This is a genomic window from Pseudonocardia sp. Cha107L01 (genome assembly GCF_052566575.1).
The window spans coordinates 9,161,663-9,187,602 of the sequence record NZ_CP199579.1 but is presented as its reverse complement, the minus strand read 5'-3'; the positions used below and the strand labels follow the sequence as shown (position 1 = coordinate 9,187,602).

20 protein-coding genes and 2 pseudogenes are annotated in these 25,940 nt (G+C 69.9%); 17 read left to right on the top strand and 5 right to left on the bottom strand.

The features are described from left to right. Nucleotides 1-71: 71 nt before the first annotated feature. Nucleotides 72-1,388 (bottom strand): nucleotide sugar dehydrogenase, encoded by a 1,317-nt coding sequence (locus ACTXG6_RS43255; RefSeq protein ID WP_445185088.1) that lies wholly within the window; start codon nt 1,386-1,388, stop codon nt 72-74. Nucleotides 1,389-2,562: 1,174 nt separating this feature from the next. On the opposite strand from ACTXG6_RS43255, the gene ACTXG6_RS43250 reads away from it, so the two are divergent. From ACTXG6_RS43250 to ACTXG6_RS43230, 5 genes and pseudogenes are all read left to right on the top strand, one after another. Then, nucleotides 2,563-3,930, top strand: coding sequence for a sugar transferase (locus tag ACTXG6_RS43250; protein ID WP_445185087.1), 1,368 nt, complete (start codon nt 2,563-2,565; stop codon nt 3,928-3,930). Next, entirely contained in the window at nt 3,914-5,182 is a 1,269-nt protein-coding gene (locus tag ACTXG6_RS43245) for a class I SAM-dependent methyltransferase (RefSeq protein WP_445185086.1), read from the top strand. The genes ACTXG6_RS43250 and ACTXG6_RS43245 overlap by 17 nt, the downstream gene beginning before the upstream one ends. A 3-nt stretch (nt 5,183-5,185) precedes the next feature. After that, nucleotides 5,186-6,004: a sugar phosphate nucleotidyltransferase gene (locus tag ACTXG6_RS43240; protein WP_445185085.1), complete on the top strand. Its 819-nt coding sequence runs from the start codon at nt 5,186-5,188 to the stop codon at nt 6,002-6,004. Beyond that, entirely contained in the window at nt 6,004-6,732 is a 729-nt protein-coding gene (locus ACTXG6_RS43235; protein WP_445185084.1) for a PIG-L deacetylase family protein, read from the top strand. Before ACTXG6_RS43240 ends, ACTXG6_RS43235 begins: the two co-directional genes overlap by 1 nt. Continuing rightward, nucleotides 6,717-7,773 (top strand): annotated as a pseudogene (locus ACTXG6_RS43230) (NAD-dependent epimerase/dehydratase family protein). The gene ACTXG6_RS43235 and the pseudogene ACTXG6_RS43230 overlap by 16 nt, the downstream one beginning before the upstream one ends. Here the strand turns inward: ACTXG6_RS43230 and ACTXG6_RS43225 are convergent. Next, a pseudogene (locus tag ACTXG6_RS43225) lies at nt 7,762-8,302 on the bottom strand (dTDP-4-dehydrorhamnose 3,5-epimerase family protein). The pseudogenes ACTXG6_RS43230 and ACTXG6_RS43225 overlap by 12 nt on opposite strands. Nucleotides 8,303-8,358: 56 nt before the next feature. Between ACTXG6_RS43225 and ACTXG6_RS43220 the strand changes: the two are divergent. From ACTXG6_RS43220 to ACTXG6_RS43200, 5 genes are all read left to right on the top strand, one after another. After that, nucleotides 8,359-9,528 carry a class I SAM-dependent methyltransferase gene (locus ACTXG6_RS43220; protein WP_445185083.1) on the top strand — a complete coding sequence of 390 codons (1,170 nt, stop codon included), beginning with the start codon at nt 8,359-8,361 and terminating at the stop codon, nt 9,526-9,528. A gap of 25 nt (nt 9,529-9,553) precedes the next feature. Next, the gene (locus ACTXG6_RS43215) at nt 9,554-10,558 is read left to right on the top strand and encodes a hypothetical protein (protein WP_445185082.1); all 1,005 of its coding nucleotides are present in this window, start codon (nt 9,554-9,556) and stop codon (nt 10,556-10,558) included. Between the two features lie 435 nt (nt 10,559-10,993). Further along, nucleotides 10,994-11,926: a glycosyltransferase family 2 protein gene (locus ACTXG6_RS43210; protein WP_445185081.1), complete on the top strand. Its 933-nt coding sequence runs from the start codon at nt 10,994-10,996 to the stop codon at nt 11,924-11,926. Nucleotides 11,927-12,194: 268 nt separating this feature from the next. Continuing rightward, complete coding sequence (locus tag ACTXG6_RS43205; RefSeq protein ID WP_445185080.1) at nt 12,195-13,199, top strand: glycosyltransferase family 4 protein; 1,005 nt, start codon at nt 12,195-12,197, stop codon at nt 13,197-13,199. After that, complete coding sequence (locus tag ACTXG6_RS43200; protein ID WP_445185079.1) at nt 13,199-14,326, top strand: glycosyltransferase; 1,128 nt, start codon at nt 13,199-13,201, stop codon at nt 14,324-14,326. The genes ACTXG6_RS43205 and ACTXG6_RS43200 overlap by 1 nt, the downstream gene beginning before the upstream one ends. A 6-nt stretch (nt 14,327-14,332) precedes the next feature. On the opposite strand, the gene ACTXG6_RS43195 is transcribed toward ACTXG6_RS43200, so the two are convergent. Continuing rightward, a complete protein-coding gene (locus ACTXG6_RS43195; RefSeq protein ID WP_445185078.1) occupies nt 14,333-15,790 on the bottom strand; it encodes a hypothetical protein in 1,458 nt (485 codons plus the stop codon). Between the two features lie 199 nt (nt 15,791-15,989). Between ACTXG6_RS43195 and ACTXG6_RS43190 the strand changes: the two genes are divergently transcribed. The 7 genes from ACTXG6_RS43190 to ACTXG6_RS43160 all read left to right on the top strand — a co-directional run bounded on the left by ACTXG6_RS43190 (nt 15,990) and on the right by ACTXG6_RS43160 (nt 22,199). Beyond that, nucleotides 15,990-16,133, top strand: a complete 144-nt coding sequence (locus ACTXG6_RS43190; RefSeq protein ID WP_445185077.1) for a hypothetical protein — start codon at nt 15,990-15,992, stop codon at nt 16,131-16,133. 423 nt (nt 16,134-16,556) lie between these two features. Then, nucleotides 16,557-17,948, top strand: coding sequence for an ATP-binding protein (locus ACTXG6_RS43185; protein ID WP_445185076.1), 1,392 nt, complete (start codon nt 16,557-16,559; stop codon nt 17,946-17,948). Continuing rightward, nucleotides 17,945-18,646 carry a LuxR C-terminal-related transcriptional regulator gene (locus ACTXG6_RS43180; protein ID WP_445185075.1) on the top strand — a complete coding sequence of 234 codons (702 nt, stop codon included), beginning with the start codon at nt 17,945-17,947 and terminating at the stop codon, nt 18,644-18,646. Before ACTXG6_RS43185 ends, ACTXG6_RS43180 begins: the two co-directional genes overlap by 4 nt. 9 nt (nt 18,647-18,655) lie before the next feature. Next, complete coding sequence (locus ACTXG6_RS43175; RefSeq protein WP_445185074.1) at nt 18,656-20,164, top strand: amidase; 1,509 nt, start codon at nt 18,656-18,658, stop codon at nt 20,162-20,164. Between the two features lie 251 nt (nt 20,165-20,415). After that, the gene (locus ACTXG6_RS43170; RefSeq protein ID WP_445185073.1) at nt 20,416-21,336 is read left to right on the top strand and encodes a decaprenyl-phosphate phosphoribosyltransferase; all 921 of its coding nucleotides are present in this window, start codon (nt 20,416-20,418) and stop codon (nt 21,334-21,336) included. Between the two features lie 94 nt (nt 21,337-21,430). Further along, on the top strand, nt 21,431-21,670 hold the full coding sequence (ctaJ, locus tag ACTXG6_RS43165) for an aa3-type cytochrome oxidase subunit CtaJ (protein WP_445185072.1): 240 nt from the start codon (nt 21,431-21,433) through the stop codon (nt 21,668-21,670). Then, a complete protein-coding gene (locus ACTXG6_RS43160; RefSeq protein ID WP_445185071.1) occupies nt 21,657-22,199 on the top strand; it encodes a DUF5130 family protein in 543 nt (180 codons plus the stop codon). Before ctaJ ends, ACTXG6_RS43160 begins: the two co-directional genes overlap by 14 nt. A 43-nt stretch (nt 22,200-22,242) precedes the next feature. On the opposite strand, the gene ACTXG6_RS43155 is transcribed toward ACTXG6_RS43160, so the two are convergent. Continuing rightward, the gene (locus ACTXG6_RS43155) at nt 22,243-23,310 is read right to left on the bottom strand and encodes an NAD-dependent epimerase/dehydratase family protein (RefSeq protein WP_445185070.1); all 1,068 of its coding nucleotides are present in this window, start codon (nt 23,308-23,310) and stop codon (nt 22,243-22,245) included. A gap of 88 nt (nt 23,311-23,398) precedes the next feature. Beyond that, nucleotides 23,399-25,726 (bottom strand): UDP-glucuronate decarboxylase, encoded by a 2,328-nt coding sequence (locus ACTXG6_RS43150; protein ID WP_445185069.1) that lies wholly within the window; start codon nt 25,724-25,726, stop codon nt 23,399-23,401. Nucleotides 25,727-25,940: the final 214 nt, after the last annotated feature.

The following is a 25,940-nucleotide window of genomic DNA, read 5'->3' as shown; positions in this document are numbered from 1 at the left end:
CCCCGCCGGGCAGACCAGGCCGTCGCCGTTGGGCGGCGACGGCCTGATCCGAACCCAGGTTGCGGTGGCGGCTACCAGCCGAGTCCGACGTAGCCGGGCGTGCCGCGGCGCTGTTCGGCATCGGGCAGCCGGACCAGGTCGAGGACGGTGCGGTTGCCCGGCGACTCGAGTGCGGTGAGCACCGCCTCGTCCTTGCAGCCGACGATGCACACCTCGGCGTGGTCCATGACCTCGTCGACGGAGTCGCCGAGCAGGTCGCTGAGGTGCGGCAGGCGCTCCTCGATGTACTCCCGGTTGGCGCCGACGAGGCGGGACAGGGTGACGTTGGCGTCGTAGATGCGCAGGTCGTAACCCTTGCCGAGGAGCCGCTCGGCGAGCTCGACCAACGGGCTCTCCCGCAGGTCGTCGGTGCCGGGCTTGAAGGACAGCCCGAGCAGGCCGATCTTGCGCTTCCCGGTGGCCGCGACGACCTCGAAGGCGCGGTGCAGCTGCTCGGTGTTGGACGTCAGCACGTGCTCGAGGATCGGCACCGAGACGTCGGCGCGCCGGGCCGCGTACACCAGGCCACGCAGGTCCTTCGGCAGGCAGGACCCGCCGAAGGCGAAGCCGGGCCGCAGGTAGGCCGGGCTGATGTTGAGCTTGCGGTCGGCGAGGAAGATGTCCATCACCTTGTGCGAGTCCAGCCCGAGCGCGGCGCAGATGGCACCGATCTCGTTGGCGAAGCCGATCTTGAGCCCGTGGAAGGAGTTGTCCGCGTACTTGGTCATCTCGGCGACCTTGATCGGCACCCGGAACACGGGGCCGGGCAGGTCGGCGTACAGCTCCACGACCGGGTCGCCGCTGGCCGCGTCGAACTCGCCGACGACGGTCTTGGGCGGGTCGTAGTAGTCCTTGACGCTGGTGCTCTCCCGGAGGAACTCGGGGTTCACCGCCACCCCGAAGTCCGCGCCGGCCTGCTTGCCCGAGGCCTTCTCCAGCGCGGGGACCAGCAGCCGCTCGCAGGTCCCGGGCAGCATCGTGCTGCGGAACACCACGGTGTGCCGGCTCTCCTTGGCACCGATGGCGGCGCCGATCTCCTCGGCGACCCGCTCGAGGTACACCGTGGACAGGCTGCCGTTGGGGGCGGACGGGGTCCCGACGCAGATGAGCGAGAGATCGGTGTCGCCGATCGCCTCGGCCACATCGGTGGTGGCGCGCAGTGCGCCCTTCTCCACGACCTCCTGGGTGAGCTCGCGGATGCGTTCCTCGACGACGGTGGACTGGCCACGGTTCACCAGGTCGACCTTCGTCGGGTTCACGTCCACCCCGACGACCTCGTGGCCTTGTGCCGCGAGACATGCCGCTGACACGACGCCCACGTAGCCGAGACCGAAAACGCTGACCTTCACCGTATGTCCTCCACCCATCCTGCCGACTGTGCAGCGCGGTCAGGCCCGTCCCCACTGTAGGGACGGCCCCCTCGATCTGACACTGGCGCTTCGCTTTTCGTCATTTCTGGCGTCAACCCTGAACTCCCGCCCGGTAGTCCCAGCGCTGCCTCACAAGTATCGGAGACAACGCGGAGCTGTACGGGTCGGACCGGACAGCAGGATACGGGGGTGCTTCGGGGCCGACTCAACGGACTACGGAACGGGTGCGTGGGCGCGCCGCCCTCGGGTCGCCGGAGCGCATCCACCACCGGTGGCCAGCCCGCGTCGGACCGACCACGGGGTCGCGCTCGGGTGTGCTGGCCACCGGGTCGATACTGCCGTGTGCCGATCTGGATCTACGTGGTGCTCGTCGTCGTCGGGTGGTCGGTACTTGCCGTCCTGGTGGGCCTCGCTCTCGGCGCGGTGATCCGCCGGCGGGACCAGCAGGCCGAGCGCGGGCACCCTCGGCGCGAAAATACCCCGGGGTCCTCGACTGACTCGGATGATTAATCGTGATTGAATCACGCGGTGCGGTAATAGCGCATCGTAAAATGTGAGTAGATTTAATTCTTATCTGGAAGCTCTTTGAATTGCCACCTATGTCTACTCTCCGTACGGCGGGAATCCTGAGTGTCCTACCTTACAGTCGCCCGACGGATTGATTCTTGATTGACCGATGACTCCATTGCTACTCTCAGTCGAGTGACGGACCCCCGAAAGGGCTAACGGGGCTGGTCGACCGGGTCAGCCTCGGGCGACCGTCGGGTGGTAGCCGCGGGTCCAGCGCCAGGGGACACAGAGGAATGGCGAGTGCGCTCGCTGTCGCTCAATGGATACCGAATGCTGTTAGGGAGAGCCTCACGGTGCGGTTTGGCTCCGGAGCTAGCCCGAGAAATCGCCGTTGCTGGTGCCGCCATTCGCGGGCTTCATCGTAGCGGCCCGGACTTTCGGCGGGATGTCGATCCGGGTCAGCGGAGTGGCCGAGATCGGTGACGATGCAACTAAACCGTCGGGGGGCGGGATGCGAAACGGTAGTTCAGCTGCGCTTGTCAGCAGCAACGGAAGCAACGGAAGCAACGGAAGGGCACCGGAGAGGCCCTACCGGGTCGGGCGGGGGACGAGACCCCGCTGGGAGACCCGGTATGCCCGGGCGGTGATCGGCGGCGACCTGCTGACGATGCTCGTGGCGGTGGCGGTCGGCACGGGGATCGGCTTCGGCAACACCGCCGCCGAACCGCATCTCGCGGGACTGATCGCGGCGGGCACCGCGCTGTGCTTCGTGGCCTGCATGGTTGCCACCCGGGCCTGGGAGCCGGGCATCCTCGGTCGCGGCTCCGAGGAGTTCAGCCGGTTGCTGAGGTCCACCGCGAGTACCTCGATGCTGGTCGGGCTGGTCGGGCTGGCGTTCCAGGTGAGCGCGACGCGCCCGTGGGTGTTCGGGGTGATCCCCGGCATGGGCGCGTTGGCGGCTGCCGCCCGGTACCTGCTGCGCCGGCCGCTCTACCGACAGCGTGCGCGTGGGCGCTGCGTGCACCAGGTGCTCGCTGTCGGCGGTGCGGAATGGGTCAGCGACCTGATCGCCCGCACCCGCCGCGCGGCCTACCACGGCTGGCAGGTCACCGCGGCCTGCACGCCCGACGGGGCCGGGCCGAACGGGGGCGCGGACGTCGCGGGGGTGCCGGTGATCGGTGACCTTGACGCGACCGCCTCGATGGTGCTGGGCGGGGACTACCGGGTGGTGGCGGTGGCGCCGGCCGACGGCTGGTCCGCGCGTCGGCTGCACCAACTGGCCTGGGACCTGGAGGGACAGGGCGTCGAGCTGGTCGTGCATCCCGGGCTGATGGAGGTCCAGGGGCCCCGGCTGCACGTCTCGCCGGTGGACGGACTGCCACTGCTGCGACTGACCGAGCCCCGGTTCACCGGAACGCCCCGGGTGCTCAAGGTGGTGATGGACAAGATCGGTGCCGGGCTGCTGCTGCTGATCCTCGCCCCGGTGCTGTTGGCGATCTACCTGTCGGTGCGGTCCGACGGCGGCCCGGGGTTCTTCCGGCAAGTGCGGGTCGGGCTGGGCGGGCGTCAGTTCCGGATGTGGAAGTTCCGCTCCATGGTGGTGGACGCCGAGAAGCACAAGACTCGGTTGGCCGCGGTGAACGAGGCACACGGACCGCTGTTCAAGTTGAAGGTCGATCCCCGGGTCACGCCGGTGGGCGCCGTGCTGCGCAAGTACTCCCTCGACGAGCTCCCGCAGTTGTTCAACGTGCTGACCGGGTCCATGTCGTTGGTCGGACCCCGGCCACCGCTGCCGAGCGAGGTGGCGACCTACTCCCGCGACGCCCGACGCAAACTCCTGGTCAAGCCGGGTCTGACCGGTTTGTGGCAGATCAGCGGGCGCAGCGACCTGAGCTGGGAGGACGCGGTACGGCTGGACCTTCGCTACGTGGAGAACTGGACGCTGGCCCTGGACTGCCTGATCTTGTGGAAGACGATCCGGGCGGTGGTCCGCAGTGACGGCGCTTACTGAGTCGAGGCCCGCCTCGCTGGCCGCCGACCCGGCGAGCTGCCGGCTCTGCGGCTCGACCCGGCTGCACAGCTTCCTGGACCTCGGGGCGACGCCGCCGTGCGAGTCGTTCCTCGGTGCCGACCAGCTGGGTCTCCCGGAGCAGACCTTGCCCCTGCACGCCAGGGTCTGCGCGCGCTGCCTGCTGGTCCAGCTGCCGCCGCTGATCACCCCGGAGGACACCTTCCGGGAGTACGCGTACTTCTCCTCCTACTCCTCGTCCTGGGTGGCGCATGCCGAGAGGTTCGTGGTCGGGGCGATCGATCGGCTGGACCTGGGGCCGGAGTCCTTCGTTGTCGAGGTGGCCAGCAACGACGGGTACCTGCTCCAGCACGTGGCGAGCCGGGGTCTCCGCTGTCTCGGGGTCGAGCCGGCGCGCAACGTCGCGCTGGCAGCCGTCGAGCGGGGGGTGCCCACCCGCACCGACTTCCTCAGTCCGGAGGTGGGCGCCCGGATCCGGGCCGAGCACGGCCCGGCGGACCTGGTCGTGGCCAACAACGTCTACGCACACACCCCGGACCTGATCGGGTTCACCGAGGGGCTGCGCGCGCTGGTCGCGGACGACGGCTGGGTGTCGATCGAGGTCCAGCACCTGCTGAGCCTGGTGGGCGGCAACCAGTTCGACACGATCTACCACGAGCACTTCCAGTACTACTCGCTGCATTCCGCGCGGCAGGCGCTGGCCGCCGGCGGCCTGGCCGTGGTGGATGTGCAGCGCCTCGACACCCACGGTGGCTCGATCCGGCTGTGGGCCCGGCCGGTCGAGAGGGCCGGGCCACCCGGGCCGGCGGTCGCGGACCTGCTCGCCGAGGAGCAGGCGGCCGGCCTGAGCAGCCTCGAGGGCCACCGCGGGTTCGCCCCGGCGGTGGCGAAGGTACGGGCCGACCTGCTGCGGTTCCTGCTGGACGCCTCGGCGGCCGGTAAGACGGTGGTCGGCTACGGCGCGCCGGGCAAGGGAAACACGTTGCTCAACTACTGCGGGATCCGCCCGGACCTGCTCGCGTACACGGTGGACCGCAACCCGTACAAGCACGGTCGGTTCACCCCGGGGGTGCGCATCCCGATCCACCCCGTCGAGCGGATCGCCGCCGAGCGGCCGGACTACCTCCTGGTACTGCCGTGGAACCTGCGCGCCGAGCTGCTCGAGCAGCTGGCCTACCTGCGCGAGTGGGGCACCCGGCTGGTCTTCCCGATCCCGCGCCTCGAGGTGGTCTGACCCGTGAAGGTCGTGCTGTTCTGCGGTGGCTACGGGATGCGGATGCGGGATGGCACCTCCGACCTGCCCAAACCCATGCACTCGGTTGGGCCGCGGCCGTTGTTGTGGCATGTGATGCGCTACTACGCGCACTTCGGGCACACCGACTTCGTGCTGTGCCTGGGCTACGGGGCGCACCACATCAAGGACTACTTCCTCAACTACGCCGAGACGGCCAGCAACGACTTCGTGCTGCACGGCGGCAAGGTCGAGCTGCTGAGCAGGGACATCGAGGACTGGACGATCACCTTCGTGAACACCGGGCTCGACTCGCCCATCGGTGAGCGGCTGCGCCGGGTGCGGCACCTGGTCGAGGGCGAGGAGATGTTCCTGGCCAACTACGCCGACGTGCTGACCGACCTGGACCTGAACGCGATGATCTCGACGTTCCGCGCCGGTACCGCGACGGCTGCCCTGCTCGCGGTACCGCCACAGCAGGCGTTCCACTGCGTGGAGCTCGGGCCGGACAACTCGGTCACCGCGATCAGCACGCCGAGGGACCTGCCGCTATGGGAGAACGGCGGCTATTTCGTGCTCCGCCCGGAGGTGTTCGACAGCCTCCCGGAGAACGGCGACCTGGTCACCGACGCCTGCGCGGCGCTGGCCAAGGACGGCCGGATGCTCGCCTATCCGTACCGCGGCTGGTGGCAGGCGGCGGACACCGTGAAGGAGCGACATGCGCTCGAGGCCGCGTACCTGGCCGGCACCCGACCGTGGATGTTGTGGGAGCGGCCCGAGCGCGATCCACTGCAGGCATTGATCCAGGCGGAGCTGGAACGCTGATGCTGAGCCTTCTGCCCGAGCGGTTGGCGGAGGTGGTACTGGTCGGTGCGCATTGCGACGACATCGCAATCGGAGCCGGCGCCACCCTGCTCGAGCTGTGCCGGGCGCACCCCGGCGTGCGGGTGTCGGCCCTGGTCTTCACCGGCGGCGAGTCGCTGCGCGAAGAGGAGGAACGGGGTGCGCTCGTCGCCCTGTGCCCGGGTGCTGAGCTGCGGATATCTGTGCTCGGGCTGTCGGACAGTCAGCTGCCCAGCCAGTGGCGCCAGGTCCAGGAGGCGCTGCGCGAGCTGCGCGGCGCCACCCAGCCGGACCTGATCCTTGCGCCGTCGCCGCACGATGCGCACCAGGACCACCGACTGATCGCCGAGCTGGTGCCGACCGCGTTCCGGGACCACCTCACCCTCGGCTACGAGATCCTCAAGTGGGACGGCGACCTCGCCCAGCCGCAGGTGTACCTGCCGATCGACGGCGCTTCGCTGCGGGAGAAACTGGGCATCCTGGCCGCCCACTACGCCTCGCAGAGCGACCACTCGTGGTTTGACGAGGAAGCCTTCACCGGTCTGGCCAGGGTCCGGGGCGTGCAGTGCCACTCCCGGTACGCCGAGGCGTTCCACCTGCACAAACTGGTGATCGCGGCCGGCCCGGTGCGGCCGTCCGAGAGCTCTGCCGGCGTGCCGGCAGCCCGGTCGGGCGGCCGGGTCGGGAGGGCCGAATGCGCGTCCTACTGACCGGCCACCTGGGTTACCTGGGCACCGTGCTGGCACCGGCCCTGGCCGCGGCGGGGCATCGGGTGACCGGTCTGGACTCCGGGTTGTTCGCCGACTGTGTGCTCGGCCCGGCGCCGGTCGATCCGCCGGGGCTGGCGGTGGACCTGCGCGACGTGACCGCCGGGCAGCTCGCCGGGTTCGACGCGGTGGTGCACTTCGCCGCGCTGTCCAACGACCCGGTCGGCGCGGCTGGCCCCGAAGCTGACCCACGCGATCAACCACCAGGCCTCGACCCGGCTGGCCCGGTTGGCCCGCGATGGCGGGGTGCGGCGGTTTCTCTACGCGTCGACGTGTTCGGTGTACGGCGCCCAGGGCGGTGACCTGCTGGTGGACGAGGACGCCCCGCTCAAGCCGGTCACCCCGTACGCGGAGTCCAAGGTGCGGGTCGAGGACGACCTGTGGGAGCTGGCCGACCCGGGATTCAGCCCGACCGCGCTGCGCAATGCCACGGCGTTCGGGTTCTCGCCCCGGCTGCGCGCGGACATCGTGCTGAACAACCTGGTCGGGCACGCGGTGCTGACCGGAACCGTGAAGGTGCTCTCCGACGGCACACCGTGGCGGCCGCTGGTACACGCCGCCGACATCGCCGCCGCCGCGGTCGCCCTCCTCGAGGCCCCGACCGCCGTGGTGCATGCCCGCGCCTTCAACGTCGGCACCGCGGCGAACAACCGGACGGTGGCCCAGATCGCCGCGGCGGTCGCCGACGTGGTGCCCGACTCCGAGTTGATGATCACCGGGGAGACCGGCGCGGACCCGCGTTCGTACCGGGTCGATTTCTCCCGACTGCATGCCGAGGTACCGGCGTTCACCGCCCGCTGGAGCATCCCGGCCGGTGCGGCGGAGCTGGCCAGGGCCTACCGCGAGTACGGCCTCACCTGGCGGGCGTTCGAGCACCGGTTCACCCGGTTGGCCCACCTGACCGCCCGGCGCACGGCCGGGACGCTCGGAGCCGACCTGCGGCCGAGTTCGGCGAGCTCCGGCCTGGTCCGGTCAGGAGGTTAGGGCGTGTCTCAGCTCGCGCCAGCTCCCGGCGGTCAGATCCCGCTGGCTGATCGCGGCGACCGGCAGCGGCCACTCGATGGCCAGCTCGGGATCGTCGTAGCGCACCGCCAGGTCCTGCGCCGGATCGTGCGCCCGGTCGATCCGGTAACAGACGTCGGCCTGTTCGGTGAGCGCCTCGAACCCGTGCAGCAGACCTGGCGGCACGTAGAGGTTGTCGAAGGTGACGTCGTCCAGCCGAAAGGCCTCGTGCCGGCCGAAGGTGGGGGACTCGGGCCGGGCGTCGACCAGCACGTCGAGCACCGCGCCGCGCGCAGCGGACCAGCTTGGCTTCGCCGGCACCGGAGCGGCCATGCAGCCCCCGGACGGTGCCGCGCCGCGACCGCGACTGGCTGTCCTGGATGAACTCGGGCAGGCCGTGCTCGCCGGCCGCGGCCAGGTCGAACGTCCGGGTGAAGAGCCCGCGATCGTCGTGGTGCGGCGTCGGCCGGAACACGAGCACTCCCGCCAGCGACGCCTGATGAGCCTGCACCGGGCCATCCTGGCAGCGCCGGTGCCGGGCCGTCGAGCCGATCCGGGGAGCCCGCCGTGTTGACCGGTCCACGCTGCCGGTTCTGCGGGTCGACCGCCGGCGAGCTGGTACTCGACCTGGGCCACCAGCCGCCGTCGGAGTACTTCCCGGCGCTGTCCCGGCCCGGGCCCGACCCGTCGTTCCCGCTGCGTTTGTGGTGCTGCGCGCGTTGTCACCTGGCGCAACTGGCGGACTCCGACGATGTCCCGGAGAGCCCGCGCGGTGTCGAGCCGGCGGCGCTGGGCGAGCAACGGGCCGACGCGGTCGACTGGCTGGTCGGAACGGGTCTGCTGCCGCTGTCCGGGCGGGTGGCTGAGTTTCCCAGTTCACATGGCGGGAGCTGGCTCGACCTGCTCGGTGCGCACGGCCTCCGGACGGCCGGCACCGACGAGGCCGCCGAGGTGGTGCTGGACGGCAGCTTCGGGTTGATGCATGCGCCGGACCAACGTGCGGCGCTGCGGCGGCGGGTGGACCGGCTGCGCCCGGGTGCGCGGCTGGTGCTGCAGTTCCACTCGCTGGCCGCCATCCTGGCCGACGGCCAGTGGAACGCGCTGCGCCACGGGCATTTCGGCTACTACTCCACGCCGGCGCTGAGCGGCATGCTCGGCCAGCTCGGGCTGACCGTGATCGGGGCGCGGCGGTTCCCGCTCTACGGCGGCACCGTGTGCCTGGTGGCCACGGCCGACCCGGACCTCGAGGACCTCGGCGGCCGGCCCGGGGTGGAATCGTTGCTGGCCGACGAGCTGGCAGCCGGGGTGCGGGACGTCGCCGTGCTGCGCGGGCTGCAGGGTGCGGCGGCCCGGGCGGCCGGCCAGCTCAACGAGTTCGTGACCGGCCACTGTGCTCAGGGGCGTCGGGTGTTCGGCTACGGCGCCGCGTCCCGCGCGGTCGCCCTGCTGAATCTGGCGGGCCTCGACGAACGACTGTTGCTCGGGGTGGCCGATGCCGCCGCGGCCAAGCACGGCTGCCGGGTACCGGGTACCCGGATACCGATCCTCGCGCCCGCTGAGCTGGTCGAACAGGCGCCGGACCTGGTGCTGGTGTTCGTGCCCGAGCTGATGGCCGAGGTCCGCGCCGCCTTACCGGACATCGAGAGCGCCGGCGGGCGCTGGGTCGATGTCAGCGCCACAGATCCACACCGTCAGCAGGGCCCAGATCGGACCGAGAACCTCGCGACGAGTGCGTGAGCCGGGGATGGGGAGAACCGAAGCGATGAGTGCACACCTGCCGGGACCCGTGTGGTTGTACAACCCACTGCCGGAGGCACTGAAACACTACGAAGGGGCGCTGCTCGATGTGCTGTCGGCCGCCGGGGTGCCGGCCGGCTCCGCCGGTGCGCCGTCGATCGAGGTGTCCGGAGCCTCGAAGTGGCAGCGGGCCAGGGCAGCCGCCGCCGAGCTGGCGGCCCACCGCCGGGCCGGCCGTGGTGGGCACCTGATCGTGCTCTGGCCGACCTACGGGTTGCTCGAGCCCGCGCTCTGGTTGCCGTCCTGGCGCGCCGGCCGGGTATCGATCGTCATCCACGACCCGAGCCCGTTGCGCCGCCAGCTCGGTATGGGACCGGTCGCCGCATCGCTGGGCGGACGGGCGGCGCGCGCCTCGCACCTGCGGGTGGTGGCGCACTCGGAGACGGCGGCGGACACGCTGCGGGCCAACGGGTGGGCCTCACCTGAGCTGTTGCCGCACCCGCTGCTGCGGGCCAGGCCCCGGGCGCAACCGGTTCCGGCGGACCGGGGCACCGTGCTGGTCTGCGGTCAGTACAAGCCGGCCCGCAACGTGGAGCTGCTGGTCGCACTCGGACCACAGCTGCGTCGCGCCGGCTACCGAGCGGTGATCGCGGGCCGGGGCTGGCCGGCGGTGCCCGGCTGGGAGGTGATCGACCGCTTCCTGACCGAGATCGAGCTGGACGAGCGGATGGGGCAGAGCGCGGCGGTACTGATCCCGTACTCGCACTTCTACCAGAGCGGCATCGCGGTCCGGGCGGTCGAGCTGGGCGTGCCCGTGGTCGGCCCCGAGCACCCGTTCCTGGCTGAGCTGCTCGGCTCCGGGTGGCCCGGCCTCATCGCGGGGCAGGACGCGGCGGACTGGGTGGCCGGTGTGAACGCGGTGGCCGGCCAGGCCGACCGGTTGGCCCACGCCGCGGCGGCCGGCCGGGACCGGTGCGAGCGGGCCTGGGCGGACTACCTGCGCCCAGCCGGTGTCCCGGCGAGCACGTAGGTAGCTATCAGCTGTGGCGGCGCCGGTACGGGTTGCCTTTTCACGGTGTGCGCGAAGGCTCACATTTGCCGCCGAGATGTGAGCCTTGGCGCACGCCACGCAGAACATCCCCGCCCGGGAATGACCGGCGAGTGGCGACCGCGACTGCCGGGGACGTGATTAACCGGATCGCAATAACGAGGGTAGGTTCTGGCAACTCGGGGCACACAACTTCGGTGCCGATCCCCGGAGCCGCCTCGGCGAACAGTGTGCAGGTCAGCGGCACGACCCATCGGAACAATGGGCAAATAGAAGTATGCGCCAGTTGCTCCGTCCGTCGAGCTCCCAGAGGTTATAGGTAGTCGGCGAAGGACCGCATCGTAAAGGTTTACGACCTTTCTCCGACTGCGCTGCGATGTCGCTTTCGACGTTGCCAGAGATAGTAATGTGCTCGAGGTGGGAGAACCGTTGGTGAGCGTGCTGCTCCCGACTCATAATCGACCGGCCTGGTTGGCCGAGGCGGTCGCGAGTGTGCTCGCCGGCGAGTTCACAGACCTCGAACTGCTCGTTTCGAACAACGGGAATCCGGAACACACCCGGGAGCTCGCCCGGGCTGTGCCGGACCCGAGGGTGCGCTGGTTGGAGCAGGATCCGAGCACCGGGATGCTGGAGAACTTCCGGGCCGCGCTGGGGGAGGCCAAGGGTCGCTACGTCGCGGTCCTGCACGACGACGACAGGTGGGCGCCGAACTTCCTCGCGGCGCTGGTGCCGCCGCTGCGGCACCGCCCGGACGCGGTGCTCAGCTTCGCCGACCACTTCCTGATCGACGCGGCCGGTCGGGTGAACCAGGTGGCGACCGAGCGGAACTCCCGGCGATGGGGTCGGACCGCGCTCGCCGAGGGCTACCACCAGCCGTTCCCCGAGCTGGCGGCCCGACAGTCGGTGGCGGTCACCGGATGTGTCTTCCGGCGTGACGCGGTGGCGGCCTCGGCCCTGTCACCGGGAGTGGGCCCCTGCTACGACGTCTGGCTCTGTTACCTGCTGGCCTGCACCGGCGGCGCGGCCCACTACCGGCCCGAGCGGCTGCTCTACCTGCGCTGGCACGCCGGGAGCGACACCGCGTCGCGCGACCTCGCCGGCCCGCGCAGCGCCATCGAGTGCCACGGTCAGATGCTCGGCGACCACCGGATGCGGGCCTACGCCGGAGTGCTCCGGCAGCGGCTGGCCCGTGACCACCTCTCGGCTGGGGCGACGCTGCTCCGTGACGGTGCCCGCCGAACGGCCCGGGAGCACCTGGTGGCGTCCTCCCGGATGCGTCCCAGCTGGAAGGCGACGGCCGGACTGGCCGCCAGCTGGCTCGCACCCACCGCCGTGCTCAACCGCATCTAGGGCGTGTCTGGTGGATCTATGTCGAGCGAGCGGGGATCCAGGTGTCGGCTCGCAAGGCGGAGGAGTCGCCGATACCGGGGTTGTATCGGCGGCGACGACAACGCCGCGAGGCGGCATCTGGGCGCCGCGTAGCCGGCTGGAGATCGACCAGCCACGTCCTCGCGCCGCCGGTCACGGAACTCAAGGAGTACGGGTGCGAATACTGCGCGTAGTCCCCGAGGTGCGAAGCTCCGATTTCGAGCGGTCCCGCCCGTCGCCGGAGCGGGCTGTGATCTTTGTCTCACGATACTCGGACCTGGACGAGAGCTCGGTCTGGCCGGGCTCCCGCCAGGTCCGCCGCGGCCTCGCCTGGCTGTGGGGCGTGGGCGGCAACTGGCGCGTGGTGGAGCTGCCGGAGCCGCTGTGGCTCCGGGCGTTGCCGCTGACCGTCTCGGTCGGGCTCGCGGTCCGGCTCGGCGACCTGGCCCGCCGCCGCCGGACGCGGGTGGTGACCTACGCGATGGAGAACAACGACCAGTTGGCACTGCTGCGCGGTGTCCCTCGGCCACTGCACGCAGCGGTGTTCGCGGTGATCCGCTGGCTCGGCGAGCTGATCTACGACCGGATCGCCTTCGCCAGCTCGCCGGCCGGCGACTGCTACCGGGAGGCCGGGGTGCTGCCCGCCGGGTGCCTGACGGAGCTCTTCGAGGACCTGCCGGAGCCGTGCACCGGGCACCGGGACCTCGACCGGGCCAGGCGGATCGCGTTCATCGGCGCGCTCGAGCCGCGCAAGGGTCTGCCCGACCTGCTCGTGGCGTGGCGTGAGGCCGGCCTGGCGGCGACCGGCTGGGAGCTGGTGATCGCCGGGTCCGGGCCGCTCGCCGAGGTGCTGGCCCGGGCGGCCGAGGCCGACCCTTCGATCGTGCCGCTGGGTCGGATCGACCGGGCCGACGTGCACAAGCTGCTGGCCAGCACCTCGGTGGTGGTGCTGCCGTCACGTCGGGAGGGCCGTTGGCGGGAGCAGATCGGCCTCTCGATCGTGGAGGGCCTGGCGCACGGCTGCCACATCGTGGCCACCTCCGACACCGGGCTGGTCGATTGGCTGCACCGCAATGGGCACACGACGCTCCCGGACGACTTCAGCCCCGCTGACCTGGGGCGGGCACTCCGGGAGGCGACCGACACCCGGCTCAGCCCGGAATCGGTGTGGGACTCGCTGCCGCCGGTCGGGGGCCGGCTCGCTGCCGAGGACTGGATGTGTGAGGAGAAGCAAGCGCGAATGGGGGATGGTTGATGCGCATTCATATTCTGGGGACCCGGGGGTTTCCGAGTTCGTACGGGGGGTTCGAGACGCTGGTCCGGCACCTGGCACCGGAGCTGGTGCAACGCGGTCACGAGGTGACCGTGTTCGACCGGGAACCGGTTCGCCGGCCGGCCGGTCGGGTTCGGGTGATCGACGGGGTTCGGGTGTACTCGAGCCCGGGGCTGAGTGGCACCGCCTCGTCGACCCTGAGCCACGGCCTCACCAGCAGTGTGGTCACCGCGGTGGAGCGGCCGAACGTGGCGCTGGTGATGAACGTGGCGAACGGGTTCTGGCTGCCGGCGCTGCGGGCCCGGGGCGTTCCGGTGGTGCTCAACGTGGACGGCATCGAGTGGGAACGAGACAAGTGGAGCGCGACGGGCAAACGTGTGTTCCGGGCGGCGGCCCGGGCTACCGCGCGCTGGGCGGACACCCTGATCGCGGACTCCGAGGCGATCGCCGACCGGTGGCTGACCGAGTTCGACCGGGACAGCATCTTCGTGCCCTACGGGGGTGACGTACCCGGCGGCCTGCCCGGCCCCGAGCGGGTGACCGGCCTCGGTCTGACGCCCGGTGGCTACGCGCTCATCGTGGCTCGGCTGGTGCCGGAGAACAACGTGTCGACGATGCTGGAGGCGGCGAAGCGGACCGGCGCCCCGGTGGTGGTGGTCGGGTCCGGCAGCGGGGAGCTGGAGCAGCAGGTCCGCGCCCAGCACGACCCGCCCCGGGTACATGCCCTGGGACACGTGGCCGACCAGGAGCTGCTGTCCGCGCTCTGGGCGCACTGTGGCGTCTACCTGCACGGACACTCGGTCGGCGGCACGAACCCGGCCCTGGTGCAGGCGATGGGCCTGGGCGCACCGGTGCTGGCGCTGGACACCCCGTTCAACGCCGAGGTGCTGGACGACGACGACATGCTGGTGCCGCTGGAGCCGGAGGTCATCGCGCGGCGCGCGGGGGCGCTGCTGGCCTCGGCGGAGACCAGGGCGGGAGCGGCCCGCTGGGGACGGCGGCGGGTGGCCGAGGTCTACAACTGGGCCGCCGTGTGCGACGGGTACGAGGCGGTGCTGCGCAAAACGGCGCGCGACGCGGACTCGGACAGCCGGAGCAGGTTCGTCTGATCCCGGTCAGGGCAGCGGCGGCGGGGAACACCCGCCGCGCTGTCCGGCCACCCGGCGGAGCGCGCCGGCCACGTCCAGCCGGGCACCCTGGGGCAGTACCTGGAACGTGGAACCGACGTCGTCGCGCGTCGCGGCCACCCAGGTCGGCGCCTGCTCGATGGTCTCCGGGTCGCCGAGCTTGAGTCGGCCGCCGGTGCGCTGCACGATCAGGTTGCCGCTGCACTTCAGACCGGGCGTCGGCGCGCTGGAGTAGCGGTAGGCCCCGGTGGCGTCGTAGAAGGTGTTGTTCCGCACCGTGATGTCCGCCGGCAGTGTCCAGCCGTAGGTGAGCAGGTGCACCGACCTGTCCCGGTCCGGCCGGACCGTGGCGGACCAGACGTAGCCGGCGTACAGGCAGGTGTTGCACTCGACGAGGCAGTTGACGAAGCCGCGACCGGGGCCGGGCGTGCCGTCGGACCAGAACTCGATCGACTGGTTGCACGAGTAGACCAGGTTGTTGCGGAAGGTCAGGTCCCGCCACGACCCGGTGTTCGAGGTTGGGCCGCCCTGCGCGGTGAGCGCGACGTCGTAGATGTCGTGCAGGATGTTGCGCTCCACCAGGAAGTCAGCGGAGTCGATCCAGGCCTCGACGCCGTTGCCGTAGCGGGTGGTGCCCTTGAGCACGGCGCCGCCCAGTTCGGCCAGTTCGTTGTTGTCCACCCGGACCTGGGTTGCCGAGCCCTGGATCCCGTGCCCGCCGCTGCCCTCCAACCGCAGGCCGGTGATGTGCACGGAGTTCCCGAGGGCTATGCAGTGGCCGTCGCAGGACGCTCTGATGTCCCTGGCCAGCGTGGCGGGATTGGCGGTCGACCACACGTGGAGTGCGTTGGCCGCGCACCGGAAGTCCCACTGCGCCCGCTGATCCTCCGGCCGCCATACCCGCCGGCCGTGCACCACACCGTCGATCCGCAGGAAGCCGATGTTGTCCGCGCCGCCCTGGGCACCGTCGTAACCCCGGCCGGCGGCGCGCCGCGGTGTGAGGTCGGTGGTCCAGAGGTTGGGGGCGGTGCGCCGCCAGTCCGAGGTCTTGTTCAACAGCGTGTAGCTGCTGATCACGGGCCGACGGCGGGCACCGGGATAGGCGCCGATCGTCAGGTAGCCCCCGCCGGTCGGTCGCCCGTGCGGGATGCGGATCTTGCCGAAGTGGGTCTGGCCGCCCTCGAAGAGCACCGTGTCGTATACGCCGATGCCACCGTTGGCGAGCTGGGTGTTGACGTGGGTGATGCTCTGCCAGGCGGCGGTCCGACTCCGGCCCGAGGCGCGGTCGTCGCCGGTGGGCGAGACGTAGAAGAACGTCCCGGTGGGCGCCGGCGCCTCGGCGGACGCGAGCTCGGGTGCCGAGGCTCCGGTGGTACCGCAGCCGGCGAGCGCGGGGGCGGGTGCAAGGGCGAGAAGCTTGAGTAGGTGACGGCGGTGCACGTGCACCCGATCAGCCCGCGAACCGGGCTTGGGCGCTACCAGTGGTCGCCGAGCGAAGTGTCACCGGGCAGCTCCCCCTCACGCCGCACCACCCTGCGCGCCCGAGCTTATCGACAGGCTTGCGCCGGGAGCGGCAAGTGAGCGCCCCATCACGGGTCAAGATACGAAATACTGCCGTGTGCCTTTTTGGGCAGGAGCCCTGCTGGTGGTGCTGGGGTGGTCGATCGTGGCCGTGCTGGTCGGCCTCGGTCTGGGCGCGGTGATCCGGCGCAGGGACCGTCAGCGGGTGCGGGATGTGCCGCCGGCAGACAATTCGATGCCGCCGGCCGAGCCGGGCTCGGAGAACTAGATGAATGCCCATACAGTGTCGAGGCCGTAGCGTCAATGTAGGCCATTCGATGGTTCCGTTTCGGAATACTTGGATCCGCTGACTGAGCGTGTTCGTTTGGACCATCCTCACCCGAGTGTTGAACCTTACAGCCACTCGTTTGGATCCATTCTTGATTGATCGACGGCTTCGTTGCTACTCTCGGGCTAGCGAAGCTACACCCGAAAGGGGTAACTGGCCGGGTCGACTCGGGGGAGTCGTGGGCGCTCGACCGAACGGTCGCTGCGGTTCGGGCGCGAGGGGACACGGGGGAAGTTGCTCATGCGCTCGCTGCCGCATAATGCTGCCGAATTGCTGGTCCAAGGAGCCGCGCCGCGCGGTTTGGCTCCACAAATAGCTCGAGAGATAGCCGTCGTCGGCGCCGCCATAACCGTGGTTGTCGTGATGAGTCGACTCATCGCGGTGCTGCAAGCCGTCTCGGTGGGCCACACGGCTCTTCTGCTCTCGGTGACCGCGTGCGCGTTCGCCGCCATGGCGGCGATCCTGGCCGCGCTGGCCGGGCGTCTGACGTCCGATCACCGGCTGACCTGGTTGAGCTCGACGCTCATCTTCTACAGCGTGGTGGACGTGCCGGCCACCACCACCAGCTGGCTGGTCGCGCCGGTCAGTCCGGTGGTCAACGCGGCCCGGATGGCCGCCTGTGCGGTGGCCGTCGGCCTGTTGTGCGCCTCGGTGTGGCCACCGACTAAGCTGTGGCCGAGCCTGCGTTGGCTCGGCGCGGTGATCGGCCTGGCGCTGACCCTGGGAGCCGCCGGGGTCGCCCAGTGCGCACCCTCGGTAGCGGCCGCGGTGACTACCTTCCTCCCGCTGCGCGTCGGACTGTCGCTGCTCGGCGTGGTTGCCGGCGTCTGGCTGGCCGTCCTCGGCTGGCGGCGGCACAGCACCGCCCTGGCCCGGGTCGGCCTCGGCTTCGCGGTCATAGCAGTCGCGCACGCCACCCGGCTGGCCACGGACAGCGGTTTGTACACCGACTCGAAGCTGACGTTCGCAAGTATCCGACTCCTCGGCGTGGTGCTGGTGCTGATCGGGCTGAGCCAGCTCACCTACGTCATGCTGCGCGCGGTGGACGACCGCCACAACGACCACCAGGAGCAGCTGCGGCTCGCCCAGCTGAACCTGGACCGGTTCGCCGAGCGGGACCACGAGCTGCGCAACGGGCTCGCCGGGTTGGCCGGCGCCACCAATGCGCTGGCCGGGTCCCCGGTGGGGGAGAAGGACGAGCTGCGGACCGCGGTGGCTTCCGAGTTGGCCCGGCTGGATGCGCTGCTGGGCAACTCCGGTCGGGAGGCCGATCGGGTCGCGGCGTACCGGATCCGCGAGGTGCTGCGCGATGTCGTACTGCTCTGGCGCACCACGGGGATGGAGATCCGGTTGGACGTCGAACCCGGACTGCGGGTGAAGCGCGTGCCGGACACCCTGGCCCAGGTGGTGACCAACGTGGTGGCTAACTGCGCGCGGCACGCGGCCGGCAGCCCGGTACGGGTGCAGGCCTTCCGCCGAGGGGCCTGGGTACGGATCCGGATCTCAGACTCGGGCCCCGGGCTCGGGCCGCTCTCCGAGACAGGCGTGTTCGGCCGGCGGTCCTGTGACCAGGCCGCCGGTGGGCAGGGGCTCGGCCTCTACATCTGCCGGAAGCTGCTGGCCGAGGACGGCGGATCGATCCGCATGCTGCCCGCCCAGCCGGGCCGGCCGGGCTGCACCGTGGTGATCGAACTGCCGGCCGCGGCCATCGTCGCGCGCCGGGCAGCGCAACGGGCCGTCTCGAGTTCGGCATGACCGCGACGAACCGGGCAAATGCGGGCAACGCCGTTCCCGTCGGATACCCGATCCTGGTCATCGACGACCACGAGCTGTTCAGCACGACGCTGCGGATGGCCTTGCGGGCACAGGGCTTCGACGCTCATCAGCTGCCCATCACCAGCATCGACCATCTCCGGGACCGGATCGCCCAGTTCCGGCCGGGCCTCGCGGTGCTCGACCTGGACCTCGGGCAGGACCAGGACGGTCGGTGGATGAACGGCGCCGAGCTGGTCGAGGCGCTGTGCGCCCGTGGCTGGCAGGTACTGGTGGTGAGCGGCAGCGTGGACACCCCCGGGGTGGCGGCCGCGATTGCCGCCGGCGCGGTCGGATCGGTGCCCAAGTCCACCTCGTTCGACGGGCTGCTGGATATCGTGCTGGCGGCCGCGGCGGGCGAGCCGGTGATGACCGAGGTCGAGCAGCAGGACTGGGTCACCCGCCACCGCGGCTACCTGGCGCAGGAGCGCGAGCTGGCCAGGCGCCTGGGCCGGCTCAGCGCGCGCGAGCGCGAGGTGCTCGACCTGCTCGCCGAGGGGCTCCGCGCGGCGGAGATCGCCGAGCACTTCATGGTGTCGATCACCACCGTGCGCACTCAGATCCGCAACATGCACACCAAGCTCGAGGTCCAGTCCCAGCTCGGCGCGGTCGCTCTGGTTCGGCAGGCGCGACAGTGGTAGATCTTGCACGTGACTGAGCCGCACGAGCTGACCGCGTTGCAGCAAGCCGCCGCGTTGCGGGCCGGCGAGCTGGGCGCCGTCGAGCTGGTCGAACACGCACTGCGCCGGATCGAACGGCTGGACCCGACATTGGCGGCGTTCGTGACGCTCACCCCGGAGCGGGCGTTGGATGCGGCCAGGGCGGCGGAGAAGTTGCTCGCCGGTGCGTCGGGGACGGCGGGGTCGCGGCGAGCGGAGCCGGGGAGAGCCGAGGCGGGCAGCGCCGAGGCGGCCGGGCTGCCGCCGCTGCTCGGGGTGCCCACCGCGATCAAGGACCTGGCGGTGACCGCCGGGGTGCGCACCACGTTCGGCTCGCCGGTCTACGCGGACTACGTGCCGGAGGTCGACGACGACGCCGCCCGGCTGCTGGCCGCCGCCGGCACCATCAGCCTCGGCAAGACGGCAGTGCCCGAGTTCGGCCTGCCGCCCTACACCGAACCCGCCGGCCGGCCGGCGACCGTCACGCCGTGGGATGTGCGGCGACTGGCCGGCGGCTCATCCGGCGGGGCCGGCGCGGCGGTGGCCGCCGGCCTGATCGCGTTCGCGCACGGCACCGACGGCGGCGGCTCGATCCGCATCCCGGCCTCGGTGTGCGGACTGGTCGGGCTGAAGACCAGCCGGGGCCTCGTGTCGCGCGGCCCGGTCGGCGGCGACCCACTCGGGCTGTCGGTGTCCGGCCCGCTCGCGCGGACCGTGCCGGACGCGGCGGCGATGCTGGACGCACTGGCCGTCCCGGTGCCGGGCGAGCCGTTCACGCGGCCGGTCGCAGGCGGGGAGTCGTTCCTCGAAGCCGCCCGTCGCGCCGAGCCCGGCCGGTTGAGGATCGGCCGCTATGCCCGGCCCATGCTGCCCGAGCTGACCGTCGACCCAGCATGCCTGGCGGCCTACGAGCGCACCAGCGAGCTGCTCGCCGACCTGGGCCACGAGGTGGTCGACCTCGACCCGGGGACAGATCCGGCGTTCGTCGAGGTGTTCGAGACGCTCTGGGCGGTGCTCGCGCACGGCCACCCGGTGCCGCTGGCGGCCGAGCACACCCTGAAACCGCTGACCCGGTGGTGGCGGGCCCGTGGCGCGGCGGTCAGCGGACCGGAGTTCATGGCTGCCGCACAGGCGGCGCACAACGTGTCCCGGCGGGTCATCGCCGCGCACCTGGCGGTGGACGTCGCGCTCACCCCGACGCTGGCGCAGCTGCCCCGCCCGGTCGGCTGGTTCACCGACGGCGGTGACCCGGCGCACGACCCGGCGGACGACTACGCGCGGCAACAGGCCTTCACCCCGTTCACCGCGATCTACAACATCACCGGCCAGCCGGCGCTGAACTTGCCGCTGGGCTGGACCGAGCCGACCGACGACCGGCCGGTGCTCCCGGTGGGGGTTCAACTGGTCGGAGCGCCGGGGGCGGACCGGCTGCTACTCGAGCTCGGCGCCTCGCTGGCGGCGGCCGCACCGTGGGATGATCGTCACCCGCCGACCTGGTAGCGGTACACCCCGGTCCGTCAACGTCAGGCCCTTCGAGAAATTATCGTTAAGTTTGGCGAGACGGAGCCTCGTTCGTTCGACCTAGCCTTGCGCACGGGATTGGTCGCGGGGCCGACGTGACCGTGGCGGCCTGCGGCTAGGCCATCGCCCGCGGACAGCCCACATGAGGTCGCGGGGTGGCCGATGCACATCCTCCATTGGGAGAACCGCGGCCGCCCGCGATCCATCAGCGTCGAGAGGTCAGCGCAGCAATGACCACAACTTCTCCGCCGGTTGCGAGCCCGCGGTCGCCGGTGCGCCGACCCATGTCCTCGGTCAGTGGCCTGGTCAAGGCGATGCGGCCGCGGCAATGGCTGAAGAACGTGTTGGTGCTGGCCGCGCCGCTGGCGAGTGCCGACCTGGTCCAGGTCTCCGTGCTGGAGAAGGTCGGGTTGGCGTTCGTCGCCTTCTGCATGGCCGCCTCGGCGGTGTATCTGATCAACGACTCGGTGGATGTCGCGGAGGACCGGGCGCACCCGGTGAAGCGGCATCGGCCGATCGCGGCCGGCCTGGTGCCGCTGAAGCTGGCGGTTGCCACCTCGGCGGTCCTGTTCGTGGGTTCGCTGGCGGTGGCCTGGCTGGCCTCGATGCAGCTGCTGATCGTGATCGCGGTGTATATCGCGGTGCAGCTGGGTTACTGCTTCGGCCTCAAGCACCAGCCGGTGATCGATATCTGCATCGTGGCGTCGGGGTTCCTGATCCGGGCCATCGCCGGTGGTGCCGCGTCGAACATCCCGCTGTCGCAGTGGTTCCTGCTGGCGGCCGGGTTCGGGTCGCTGTTCATGGTGGCCGGTAAGCGGTACGCGGAGTTCGAGCTGGCCAGCCGGACCGGTGCGAAGATCCGCAAGTCGCTGGAGCGGTACTCGGCGTCGTATCTGCGGTTCGTCTGGACGCTGTCGGCCAGTGTGCTGATCATGACCTATGTGTTGTGGGCGTTCGAGATCCGCGCGGCGCACCACAACTCGGTGTGGTCGGTGATCTCCATCGTGCCGTTCGTGGTGGCGGTGCTGCGCTACGCAGTCGATGTGGACGGCGGCAACGGCGGCGAGCCCGAGGAGATCGCCATCGGCGACCGGGTGCTGCAGGTGCTCGCGGTGCTCTGGCTGTGCGCCGTGGTCGTCGCGGTGTACTGACTGTGGCGTCCCTGACCGCGCCGCGCCCTGGGATGATCGTCACCCGCCGACCTGGTAGCGGTACACCCTGGTCCGTCAACTACCCTTGGCGCTTGTGAGCTTCCTGCAGACGGTGCTGCTCTACGGCGCGGTGCCGGCGGGCATATTCCTGGTGATATCGCTGCTCGCGGCAGGCAAGGGCCTGAGCCGCCGGTCGAGGTACCGCCCCGGTGAGCCGTGGCGCTACCCGCCGGTGTGGTGGAGCGCGAACCCCGAGGGCGCCGCCCTGCCGGAGGTAGTCGAGCACGCCGAAACGGCGGGCGCGAGCCGAGGAGGAGCCCATGGCAACTGGTGAGCTCGCCCAGGCCGACTCCGGTCGCGGGGCCCACGCCGCCCCCGAGCCGGACCACGACGAGCACCCCGGCCAGCTCGGGGTGCCGGAGGACCTGCCACGCGGCTCGGTGGTCACGGCCTCCGGTCGGGTCTCGGGGGTGTCCGAGTCCGACGTCCACACCGAACCCGAGACGCCGTTCTCACCTGTGCAGCTGAGCCGCCTCGACGAGGCACTGACCCTGGTCAGCCGGCACACCCAGCTGCGCTTCTCGATCTACCTCGGCGACCTCGGCGAGGACTCGCACGCCGGCGCGCAGGCACTGCACGACAAGCTCGGCGCGGTCGGCACGGACTCGGTACTGATCGCGGTCGACCCGCAGCGCCGCAACGTCGACATAGTCACCGGGCCCGAGGCACGCGTGCGGCTCGCCGACCGCAGCGCCAAGCTCGCGGTGATGAGCATGGTCGCCTCCTTCAAGGAGGGTGACCTGGTCGGCGGGCTGCTCAGCGGCCTCCGGATGCTGTCCGACCAGGCTGGTTCACCGAGTTAGGTCTTGTTGTGTCGGGGTTCCGGAGGATGCGGGCGGTTCCAGCTCATCCGGACCACCGCTCGGCGTTCGCCTCGAACATCTCGGTGAGGATGTCGTCCACGTTGTGCTCTAGTCGCCAGCCTGGGTAGTGCCCGGCGAACCGGCCGTTGTCGCCGATCCACCAAATGTGGTCACCGGTGCGGTTGGTTTCGGAGTAGCTCCAGTCCATCTCCTGCCTCGTGATCTTCTCAGCGAGGGTGATGGCTTCGATCACCGAGCAATTGCTGAAACGTCCGCCGCCGATGTTGTAAACCTCGGCGACTCGCGGGACTCGCCAGAACCTGTCGAATGCGCTGATCAGGTCGGCGCAGTGGATGGCGTCGCGCACCTGCTTGCCGCCATAGCCGAAAATCGTGTACGGCGTGCGTGACATCGCGCATTTCATGACATATCCGAGGAACCCGTGCAGTTGGGCAGCGGAGTGCTGCGGCCCGGTCAGCGTGCCGCCTCGGAAGCAGGCCGTGGGCAGGTCGAAGTAGCGTCCGTACTCCTGCACCATGACGTCTGCAGCGACCTTCGAGGCGCCGAACACGCTATGTAGGCAGGTATCGATCGACATGTCCTCTCGGATGCCGTACTGGTATGTGTGCCCTGGTTCGATCTCCCACCGGGTGTCCCGCTCGACCAGCGGCAGGCAATTCGGTCGGTCGCCATAGACCTTATTGGTGGAGGTGAACACGAACGGCGCCGTCGGGCTGCTGACCCGGCATGCCTGCAAGACGTTCAACGTACCCACCGCGTTGACGTCGAAGTCAGTGAACGGGTCCCCAGCGGCCCAGTCGTGCGACGGCTGCGCCGCCGTATGCACCACCAGACCGATGTCATTGCCGTACCGGGCGAACAGGCGCATTACCTCGTCCCGGTCGCGGATATCTAGGTCGAAGTGGGTGTACGCACCCCCAAGCTGTGCCTGCAGGCGCTGACGGTTCCAGTCCGTGGAGCCGTCAGCACCAAAGAACACCCGGCGCATGTCGTTGTCCATGCCGACGACGTCGAGACCAAGTCCGCCGAAATGCAGGGCGGCCTCTGATCCAATGAGGCCGGCCGCTCCAGTGATGATGGCGACGGTCACTGCGTCGTCTCCTCTGCTCGCTCACCAACGTCATGCCAGACCACGTCCATCGGGATTCCGGTCCCAGGCCGGCACCCTGCCGCGGTGCTCACCAGCCGAATCCCTCGACTCGCACACCTGCCGCGGCATAGGTCCGCACGGGCAGGAAGTTGCGCCCGTCGAGCAACATGTCACCGTGCATGGCCCGGCGCAGTTCGAGCGGGTCGACGTCCAGGAACTCCGGCCACTCCGTGGCCAGCACTACGGCGTCAACGCGATGCGCGGCATCGTAGGCGTCCGCGGCGATCCTGACCGCTGACAGCTCCTCGGGAAGGGACTTCACCACGGGGTCGTAGGCTGAGACAACACAGCCAGCCGCCAACAGCCGACGAGCAATGTCGAGCGCCGGCGCGTCACGCAGATCGTCAGTGCCCGGTTTAAAGGCCAGCCCAAAGAGGGCAATGCGCCGCCCTTTGAGTACATGCAGGTCGCGCTGCAACTTGCGCACCGCGCGGGCCCGCTGCAGATCGTTCACCTCTAGCGATGCGCTCAACAGTGTCGGAGTGTGCCCGTACTCCTGTCCGGTGACCACCAGCGCGGCGATATCCTTGCCGAAGCAGGACCCGCCCCAACCAATGCCCGGTGACAGGAACTTCATGCCGATGCGCTGGTCGGCTCCGATGGCCGGAAGCACCTGTCGGGCGTCCGCACCCACAAACTCGCAGAGGGTGGCGATCTCGTTGGCAAAACTGATCTTAGTTGCCAGGAATGCGTTAGCCGCGTACTTGATCATTTCGGCGGACGCCAGGTCAGTCGTGATCAGGGCCGGCTTGCGACTGCGGCGTCCTCCGACGAAGGATTGCTCAAGGACGGGACGATAGAGCCCCTGCACCAGGCCGACACCGAGGTCGTCGCCGCCCAGAACGACGCGATCCGGATGCAGGAAGTCGTCGATCGCCGAGCCCTCGCGCAAGAACTCGGGGTTCGATACGACATGGAACTCTGGCTGACCGCTCTGGGGCAGTGCCTCCTCCAGGATGGTCCGAGCCAGGTTGCCCGAACCGACCGGAACCGTCGATTTGTTGACCACGACGCTGCTGTCGCGCAAGTACGGCGCCACCGTGCGCAGGGCGCTCTCGATCTGGACCAGGTCGGGGGTCCCGTTCGCCGAGGGCGGGGTGCCCACGCAGAGGAAGATCACGTCGGCGTCGGAAAGCGCCTCGGTGGTCTCGGTGGTGAACCGCAGCCGCTCTGTGGCGAGCGCTGTGTTAAGCAGCTCGGCAAGCCCGGGCTCGAAGAACGGAACCTGGCCTCGGTTGAGCTGGCCCGCCCGAGCCGGATCCAGGTCCAGACCACACACCTCGTGGCCGAGCCAAGCCAGGCAGGTCGAGGTCACGGCTCCGACGTAGCCGGTCCCGATGACCGCTACCTTTTGCCGCGGAGCGGGGACCTCGGGGGACGCCGCCAGTCGAATCGAACGCCGTGCCGCGCCTGGTGTGCTGCTCAGCTGCGTGCGGAACCAGTCCACGGTCCGCCCCAGCCCCTCGTCGACGTCCACCTCCGGCTCCCAGCCCAGCTCGGCGCGGGCGATCGAAATGTCCGGTCGTCGGATGCTGGGATCGTCCTGGGGCCGAGGTACGAACTCGATGGTCGAGTCTGACGAGGTCACCTCGATCACCAGCTTGGCAAGGTCGAGCACTGACAATTCGTGCGGATTGCCGATGTTGACCGGCCCATGCAGATCCGAGAACAGCAGCTTCAGGGCACCGTCGATCAAATCGTCCACATAGCACACCGACCGGGTTTGGCTGCCGTCGCCGGCCACCGTGATCGGTTCTCCGGCCAACGCCTGGCTGATGAAAGTCGGGATGGCCCGGCCATCGCTGCCGCGCATCCGGGGACCGTAGGTATTGAAGATTCGCATGATCGCGGTGTTGACACCGTGAAAGGTGCGATACGAGGTGGTTAGTGCCTCCGCGAACCGTTTGGCCTCGTCGTAGCAGGCTCGGGGTCCCACTGGGTTGACGTTCCCCCAGTAGCTTTCCGGCTGAGGGTGGACCAGCGGGTCGCCGTACGTCTCGGAGGTCGAGGCAAGCAGGTACCGTGCACCTTTCTCCCTGGCCAGCCCCAAGGTGTTCAGGGTACCAAGGGACCCAACCTTGAGAGTCTTGATCGGCAGTTCGGCGTAGTCGATCGGTGACGCCGGCGAGGCGAAGTGAAGCACGAAGTCGACCGGACCAGGAATGACGAGGTGGTTGGTGACGTCCGCGCGCAGGAGTCGAAAGCCATCACTGTCCTGCAGATGTGCGACATTGTCGGGGGAACCGGTCAGAAAATTGTCCACGCAAACGACGTCGATGTCTAGGTCGAGCAGCCGCTCAGCCAGGTGGGAGCCGAGAAAGCCGGCTCCGCCGGTGAGAACAGCGCGTTGACGCATTGCCCGTCTCCGTTCGATGCGTAATGAGGTGGTGCTAGGCCGTGAAATGGCGACCGCAACCTTTGACTCGAGCGGCACGTTGTGGGCAGACAACGCATTGCCAGCCGATCGGTGCCGATGTGGTCGAATGAGGTGGCCACCGGTGCGTCTCGGGTCGCGGTTGGCCGCCGCCTGAACGAACAGGGATAGCGTGGCACCGCCAACAGCGCGTGCA